At 49.2% G+C, this 7286-nt stretch carries 4 protein-coding genes and 1 riboswitch; of the genes, 2 read left to right on the top strand and 2 right to left on the bottom strand.

Annotated features, from left to right (window positions below):
* Positions 1-263: 263 nt before the first annotated feature.
* On the bottom strand, positions 264-1436 hold the full coding sequence (locus tag AQR02_RS16580) for a PstS family phosphate ABC transporter substrate-binding protein (RefSeq protein WP_054941427.1): 1173 nt from the start codon (positions 1434-1436) through the stop codon (positions 264-266).
* 132 nt (positions 1437-1568) lie between these two features.
* Entirely contained in the window at positions 1569-3605 is a 2037-nt protein-coding gene (locus AQR02_RS16575) for a methyl-accepting chemotaxis protein (RefSeq protein WP_054941426.1), read from the bottom strand.
* A 305-nt stretch (positions 3606-3910) separates the two neighbouring features.
* Positions 3911-4060: riboswitch (FMN riboswitch) on the top strand.
* A 131-nt stretch (positions 4061-4191) separates the two neighbouring features.
* Between AQR02_RS16575 and AQR02_RS16570 the strand changes: the two genes are divergently transcribed.
* Both AQR02_RS16570 and AQR02_RS16565 read left to right on the top strand, forming a co-directional pair.
* A complete protein-coding gene (locus AQR02_RS16570; RefSeq protein WP_054941425.1) occupies positions 4192-5151 on the top strand; it encodes a DMT family transporter in 960 nt (319 codons plus the stop codon).
* A gap of 316 nt (positions 5152-5467) precedes the next feature.
* On the top strand, positions 5468-7240 hold the full coding sequence (locus tag AQR02_RS16565) for a sensor histidine kinase (RefSeq protein ID WP_054941424.1): 1773 nt from the start codon (positions 5468-5470) through the stop codon (positions 7238-7240).
* Positions 7241-7286: the final 46 nt, after the last annotated feature.

Below are 7286 nucleotides of genomic sequence, written 5' to 3'. Positions count from 1 at the left end.
GAACGCGCGACCCTGATCTTTGATCAGCAGACCCGGGTGCAGGTTGACCCGGACCGTGAGAAACGCAAACGGCTGTTATCTGCGCAGGCTAAATCCCCTGAAACTTCCAATCCGGTGAACGGTACGCAGGCCAATTTTCAGTAGCTGTTCAGCTTGGAGACATCGGCCAAGTCCGGTGATAAACACAAGAAGCAGCGATCTCCGTCATCCGGGATCTGCCGCTTCTTTGGATACTGCGGATTAAAGTTCTGTGGTTGGCACCTTCAATTAATGGGCACGTAGCCGGTTTTGGACACCAGTTCCTGACCTTCCGGTGATACAATCCAATCAAGAAACGGCTGGACGTTAGGATTCGAGGTGCCGGCTGTTACGGCATAGAAGGACACGGTATATGGATATGTGCCGCTCTTGATGCTGTCTTTGTTCGGCTCGGTGCCGTCAATGGCCAGCAGCTTGATGTCATCGCTCCGGTTCATTTCCGAGGCATAGTAGAGGAAGCTGAAGCCGATGGCGTTCTTGTAGTTACGGTAATTAGACGTTTGGCTGATAATACCGCTCATCAGATCCATAACATCCTCATGCGGTGCGTTCATTAGTGTGCGGTCTTGCATAATTTTTTGCAGCATCGTCTGGCTGCCGCTGTTCTCCTCACGCTGAAAGGCTCTGATCCGGTCATTTCTGCCGCCGGCATCCTTCCAGTTGGTGAGCTCCCCGGAGTAGATGTCCTTGATCTGCTCTGTGGTCAGCCCGTTCACTGGATTACGCTTATTGACAAAAAAGACAAAGGCTTCGCGGCCGATGGGGGTCAGCACGAGCTCCCTGCCAGCCAGCTTAGCCTCTTTTTGCTGGGAAAGCGAAGGGGCAGCAGCGAAAATAATGTCAGTCTCCCCGGAAATCAGTCGCTGATATGCGTAAGAGGTGGAGGAGCATAACACAATCTGATTGTTGAAATTGTGCAGATCATAGCTGGCTTTGGGATAAACGGCCTGAACAAATGCAGAATACAGCGGGTAAAGCGCAGTTGCTCCGTCAAGACGGGGCAGCTTATCTGTAATCTGATAGGAAGCAGGCTGCCCGAGCACAGAGATTTTGGATCCCGGTTGGAAGGGCTGGTATTGTTCCAAAGACAGCTCTTTCTCGCTCACTTCGGCGAGGCTGTTCACATAGGCCTTATTCAGCTCATAGCCGCCGGTCGCGAGCAGACACAAGCCGGCGAAGCAGGCAAAAGCAATCCCTCGGATGCGCGGCGTGAACCAGCCGAAGATAGAACACACGATATACACTGTGAGCGCGGCAGCGACAACAACTGTAAGCGGGGCATAGAATTTGAAGCCTCCCAGCAGTGCGAAGATGAAATAAGCAATAACAGACACAACAGCAATAGGGATGACGGCTAGAATCGAATAGAGCAGGTTGATCCAAAAGGGTCTTTTCACAGCAGCCTCGCTTTCTAAACGCTAGAATATGGATAAAAATGATATTTTTATTATATCTTAATTAACCTGAATCCGTGAAATACCCAAAATCGCTAAAAAGGGGGCCCCGCCGGCGACCGGCGGGGCCAAAGATTATATTTTGAATTTCTCCACCAATCCCTGCAGTTCTTTTGCACTTTGCGTGTTCTCATCGGCCATCGTTGCTTCGTGCAAGGTTTTCTCCACGATATCCGCCGTTTTCTCAGCGATATCCTGTACACCGACGGCCCCTTCATTAACAGTAGCGGCAACTTCTTTGATCGCAATGGATACGCTGGACACGGTCTCACTCAAATGGCCGGCGGCATCCCCGAACTGACTCATCAATTTGTCTATGTCATAAGCATCACTGTTGTATTGTTGGCTGACCTCTGCAAGACGCTCATAATCTCCCAAAACATTTTGATCGATAAACTCAAGCATGGCCTCGGAATGCTCCTTCATTTGCTCTACAGAAGAATAGACATTCTTGACTACTCCTTGAATGCCTGCCGCCGTTTCAGAGGATTTCTCGGCCAGCTTGCGGATCTCACCCGCTACCACAGCGAAGCCCCGCCCTGCTTCTCCAGCCCGCGCAGCTTCAATCGCAGCATTAAGTGCGAGCAGATTGGTCTGGCTGGTAATGGATAGAATGGTGTCTGCCAATACATTGATTTCATGAATTGAGCCTGACTGTTCAATGGCCTTTTCCATCTCTATACGCACTGATTCATAGATTCGTTTAGCATTGTCAATAGACTCGGTGGCATCACGCTGCAGCGCAAGCGCCCGCTTGGTGATCTGACCGGACACAATTGAACCTTCTTCAACCCGCCCTGAGATGCTATTGACATTACTTTCGATTTCTTGAATAGCTGACGACATCTCCTGCGTAGAGGCTGCGGTTTCTTCCATCCCTGCTGACAGCTGCTCCGTAGTCGCAGAATTATCATGAGCATTCTCTCGCATGTCATTGGACAGCTTCTCCAGCATCTCCGCATTGTCAAGCACCTTCGTGGAGATCATAATCAGGCTGCCGGCCATTTCCCTCAGCACCACCCGTGTATGGAACATTGCTTTGGCAATGGTCCCGGTTTCGTCTTTATTTTTAGCCAGATATTCGTATTGCGAGTCGTATTTAAGATCCAGCTCCGCGGTACGGTTAACCAACTCCGTCAGCTTAATAATTGGCGAAGAGATCCGGGTAGCTACAGAGATCCCTATGAGCAAGGTCAGCAACAGGCACCCGATACCCAATAAAATAATGTAGTTCGTCATGTTGTCGACAGGCTTCATAATCTCGCTAAGATCACCCGTCAGCACCAGCGTCCAATTCGTTACCGGCAGAACGGTAAAGGCTAGTTTTTTCTCAGCACCGTTGTCGGTATATTGAACGTTGCCGTCCGAAACCTTCTCGCCGGCTTTGATCTGCTCCACGACTGCTTTGATCTGGGAATTCTCTACGGGTGTTCCGATTTTGGCTTCATCGGGATCAAACAGGATATTCCCGGTCTCATCCACAAGGTAAGCGTAAGAGGAAGACACATTAGTTACCTTGGCATCGGCTAAATATTTAATGATACTGTTCGCTTTGACCATAGAAGCTACGAAGCCGATCATTTTGCCGTCACTGGTTACAGGATGCACGAATGCCAGAACAGCGGTACCGCTTAACTTGGATTTCAGTGTTTCACTGATTACAGGTCCAGCGGTTTTTAGCACCTTTTTGGTGTAGCTTCTATCACTGAAGTCTGTTCCGACCATCTTGTTATTACTACTGGCTACCGCAAACCCCTTCATGTTGGCTATAAACACACCCTCCAGATTACCTGCATCCTTCATGATCTGTTGAAGCTTGGTATTCACCTCAGCCTGCAGCGGGTCCCCCGTACTGGCCAACTTGCCATCTTCAGATTTGAGCAGCAGTTCAGAGATTGTAGATTCACCTGCAATAAGCTCCATATTACGTTTCTCTTTGTCAATCATTGCTTCAATAATCTGCGCTTTGTTGGTGTTCACCTGCGTCATTGAAGTATCCGTCAGATTCAAAATAGTTTTTGTAGATTTGCTGTACGTAAAAATCCCCATTAATAAAGTAGAAATCAGTGTAACAACGAGCATTAAAATCGAAAGCTTCATCCGAATTTTCATTTTTTTCTACATCCTTCCGCCCTGATCAATTCTATGAATTATTCCCATCCCTACAGAGGTAATATGAATATATTTAACTATCGGATTTTAGGCATGATTATTTGATGCCTTTGGTATGTTTTCAGACAATAATGTTATGTTTAGCATAAATTTTAGATAAAAATTTTAAGGCTTTGTTATACGGTTATTCATAATGATATGACAATGCTTTGTTCAAATGAAAAAAATGCATTTTTTTCTATAAAAGGGCTGGACGAAACTGCAGAACGGAGTTATTCTGAGATTGTGAAAAAAATAACGGAATACAAGATTCTCGGGGTAAGGTGAAATTCCTGACCGGCGGTGATGTTCAAAGCGAACTAAGCCCGCGACTCGATTCTGCTGCCTGCAGCGGAATTGACTGATCTGGTGACAATCCAGAGCCGACGGTAAAGTCCGGATGGGAGAGGATCATAAGATAAAGGCGACAGGTCTATTTCTGATGTCTTTATTGAAAATGGCCCCCGATAATTGCCCCTTTAACAGGGCAGATCGGGGGCTTTTTGGTCTCTTATCGAGGGTTTGTATCGACAAGGAGAATGGAATTATGAGTAATGTTACGGCTTCATCAACAGGTATACGCACTGCGCCGATCCGCAGCGGTTTCTGGCTAGTAGTCCTGGGAGCGGCGTTATGGGGCGTCGATCCGCTGTTCCGCATTATCCTGCTCAAATCATTAACCTCTTCGCAGATCGTACTGCTGGAGCATGTCGTGCTCTTTTTGGCAGCTGCACCGGTACTATGGCGCCACCGTGCTGAACTCACAAAGATCAGGCTGCGTCAGGCTGGAGCCCTGATGGTTGTATCCTGGGGCGGCTCTGCTATCGCTACCATCCTGTTCACCAAGGCCCTTTCCAGCGGAGATTTGAATGCAGTACTGCTGCTGCAGAAGCTACAGCCGATATTCGCTATCGGGCTGGCTGCAATGATTCTGAAAGAACGTCTGCCGAGAAACTTCGGACCGCTTATCGTGCTGGCATTGGCGGGCACCTATCTGCTGACCTTTGGGTGGACCGTTCCTTTCGGCCATGTCAACAGCTTTATCAGCGTCGGCAGTCTGATGGCGATGGGGGCAGCTGCGTTATGGGGCGGCTCTACCGTGATGGGACGTTATCTGCTTGGCTCGATGAGTTATGAGACAGTAACTTCGCTGCGCTTCATTCTTGCTTTGCCGCTGCTGTTCACCATCACTTCACTGGAGGGTGCTTCTTGGCAGGTGAACGGCGGATGGGGGACTACTTCGGCAGTTGCTGTTAATCTGCTGCTGCAGGCACTGTTGCCCGGACTGCTCAGTATGCTGCTGTACTACAAAGGACTAAATACTACCAAAGCTTCTTTTGCAACGCTGGCTGAGCTCAGCTTTCCGATGACAGGGATTCTAATCAACTGGATTGTCTACCATCAGCTTGTGACTCTGCCGCAACTTGTCGGCTTTGCCCTGATCTGGACGGCATTGTTCTTTATTTCGAATCAGCAGAGCAAGCAGGCACAGGCAGTGCTGAAGTAAGAGCTTTTTATAGACGCCTGAGGGGAGTGACCCCAGGGCTTTGTGCTGGAAGAGGATGTCTCTAAGGGGCCGTTACGGCTGTGCAGGCATTCTCTTTTTTTTGTGGGTCACGAAGTTCATCTGAAAAAAAGCTGCAAAAACTGCTGAAATGTTGCGGCAGTATTGTATGCTGCCTTTTATGAAGCGTTTACAATTGTTATGGAGAAGTAGGCTTACGAAGAGGGCCGTCCTGCGGGAGTTCCAGTATTTGCCCTTGTCTCCCCGGATAAACTTTGTACAATAAGAGCTACGACAATTTCGCAGGATGTGAAGAACGATGTACAGATATAATTTGTTCAGCAAAATCGTGAGTATTATGGTCATTATGCTCATTCCTATTACGATTCTCTATTTCTATTCCAATAAGACCACCACCGATGTACTGCGCAGCGAGCTGAATACCTCGAACAGCAACCAGCTCAGCTTTTTCCAGAACCAGGTAGAGACGAATATGGAGCTGCTGTCCTCCTGGCCGATTCTGCTGATTCATGATCCGGATATTCTCAGCCTTAAGGATACGGTTCTTCCTACGGAAAACTTGAATCTGGACGCTATCAATCTGGTTAAGCGGATTCAGACGAAACTCAGCATCCAGGAGAGCTCATCGAATTGGAAAAGCAAGCTGTATCTTTATTCGCCGGCCATTCACCGGGTGGTTACGGAGCGTGATGCTAAGTCCTACGAGGACGAGGAGCTGAAGCGGGAAGTGAAGTCCGGCTGGCATGTTGAGCGGATAGCCGACCAGTATGAAGACCGCTTCCTGTTCTCCTGGTATTCGTTCACCCCGTATTCATCGGAGTTCTCACCACAACGGGCGGCCACGATTATGAAGGTGGAGTTTGACAGCCAGAATATAGAAGACATGCTCGATAAATTCAAAAGCGACGGCCGGAGGGATCCCTTCTACTATAAACAAGGAATGGGACTGATCTTCAACCGCAGTGCGGACAAGCCGCTGGCGGATAAACTGGTGGAACGGCTGGAGGAGGAGCAGCTGAACGGTAGTGAGAACCGGACACTGATGATGGACGGACAATCCTATAGCGTCAACATTGTCTACTCCGACAAAATGGGCTGGTATCTGATTGACTACATGCCGCTGTCAGATATCCTGCAGCCGATCCATAAGTCGAACAGGCTGTTCTATTTCTCAATGGGGGCTTTACTCCTGATGAGCTGTCTGGTTGCGTATATCTTGTATGTACAAGTGCAGCTGCCGATCCGCCAGCTGGTTGGAGGGTTCCAGCGGCTGAAGCAGGGCGATTATTCTGTCAGAGTCGGGATTAAAGGGAAAAATGAATTCAGCTTCCTCTCGGGCCGCTTCAATAATATGGTGGAGCAGACCCAGGAGCTGATTGAGAATGTGCTAATGGAAAAAATCCATGTCCGGGAAGCCCGGCTGAAGCAGCTTCAGTCCCAGATTAATCCGCATTTCTTCTATAATTGTTTCTCTTTTATAACGAGTATGGCGAAGCTCGGCAACCGTGAGGCGGTAGTCGGCATGTCGCATAACCTGTCCCGTTATTACAGGTATACAACCCGGCAGGAAAGAGATCTTGTCTCATTGACGGAAGAAATCGAATTCGTAGCTCATTATCTGGAGATCCAGAACATGCGGATGAGCCGGCTGCAGTATTCCATCAGCATACCGCCGCAGATGCGCCGGCTGGAGATTCCGCCGCTTGTGCTGCAGCCGCTGGTGGAGAATGCAGTGCTGCACGGCATTGAGCCGCTGGCCAGCGCAGGCGTCCTGCGGATCACCGGCTCCTGCAGCGGCAGAACAATGACCTTAACCGTGGAGGATGACGGACAGGGGATGCTTCCGGAAGCGATGGAAGAGCTTGAATCGAAACTAAGCAGCGCCATGGACGAAGAAATGGGCTGTGGAGTATGGAATGTTCATCAGCGGATGCGCCTGCGCTACGGCGAAGCAGCAGGATTGCATTTTGCGCTTTCACCGCTCGGGGGACTGCAGGCAACGCTGCAATGGCAGCTGCCGGAGAGCAATACAGACACAGAGAAGATTTCCGGGAGGGAACAGCATGATTGAAATATTGCTCGTTGATGATGAGTCTTATGTAACAGAGAGTATAGCC

It is taken from the genome of Paenibacillus ihuae (assembly GCF_001368795.1).
In the GTDB taxonomy this organism is placed as follows: Bacteria; Bacillota; Bacilli; order Paenibacillales; family Paenibacillaceae; genus Paenibacillus_AQ; species Paenibacillus_AQ ihuae.
Note: the sequence above shows the minus strand (reverse complement) of the source record. Positions and strands in the feature narration are given on the sequence as shown.

Excerpts from the sequence above, each read along its gene's own strand:
- AQR02_RS16575 (WP_054941426.1), bottom strand. The coding sequence starts at position 3,605 with ATGAAAATTCGGATGAAGCTTTCGATTTTAATGCTCGTTGTTACACTG.
- AQR02_RS16570 (WP_054941425.1), top strand. The coding sequence starts at position 4,192 with ATGAGTAATGTTACGGCTTCATCAACAGGTATACGCACTGCGCCGATC.
- AQR02_RS16565 (WP_054941424.1), top strand. The coding sequence starts at position 5,468 with ATGTACAGATATAATTTGTTCAGCAAAATCGTGAGTATTATGGTCATT.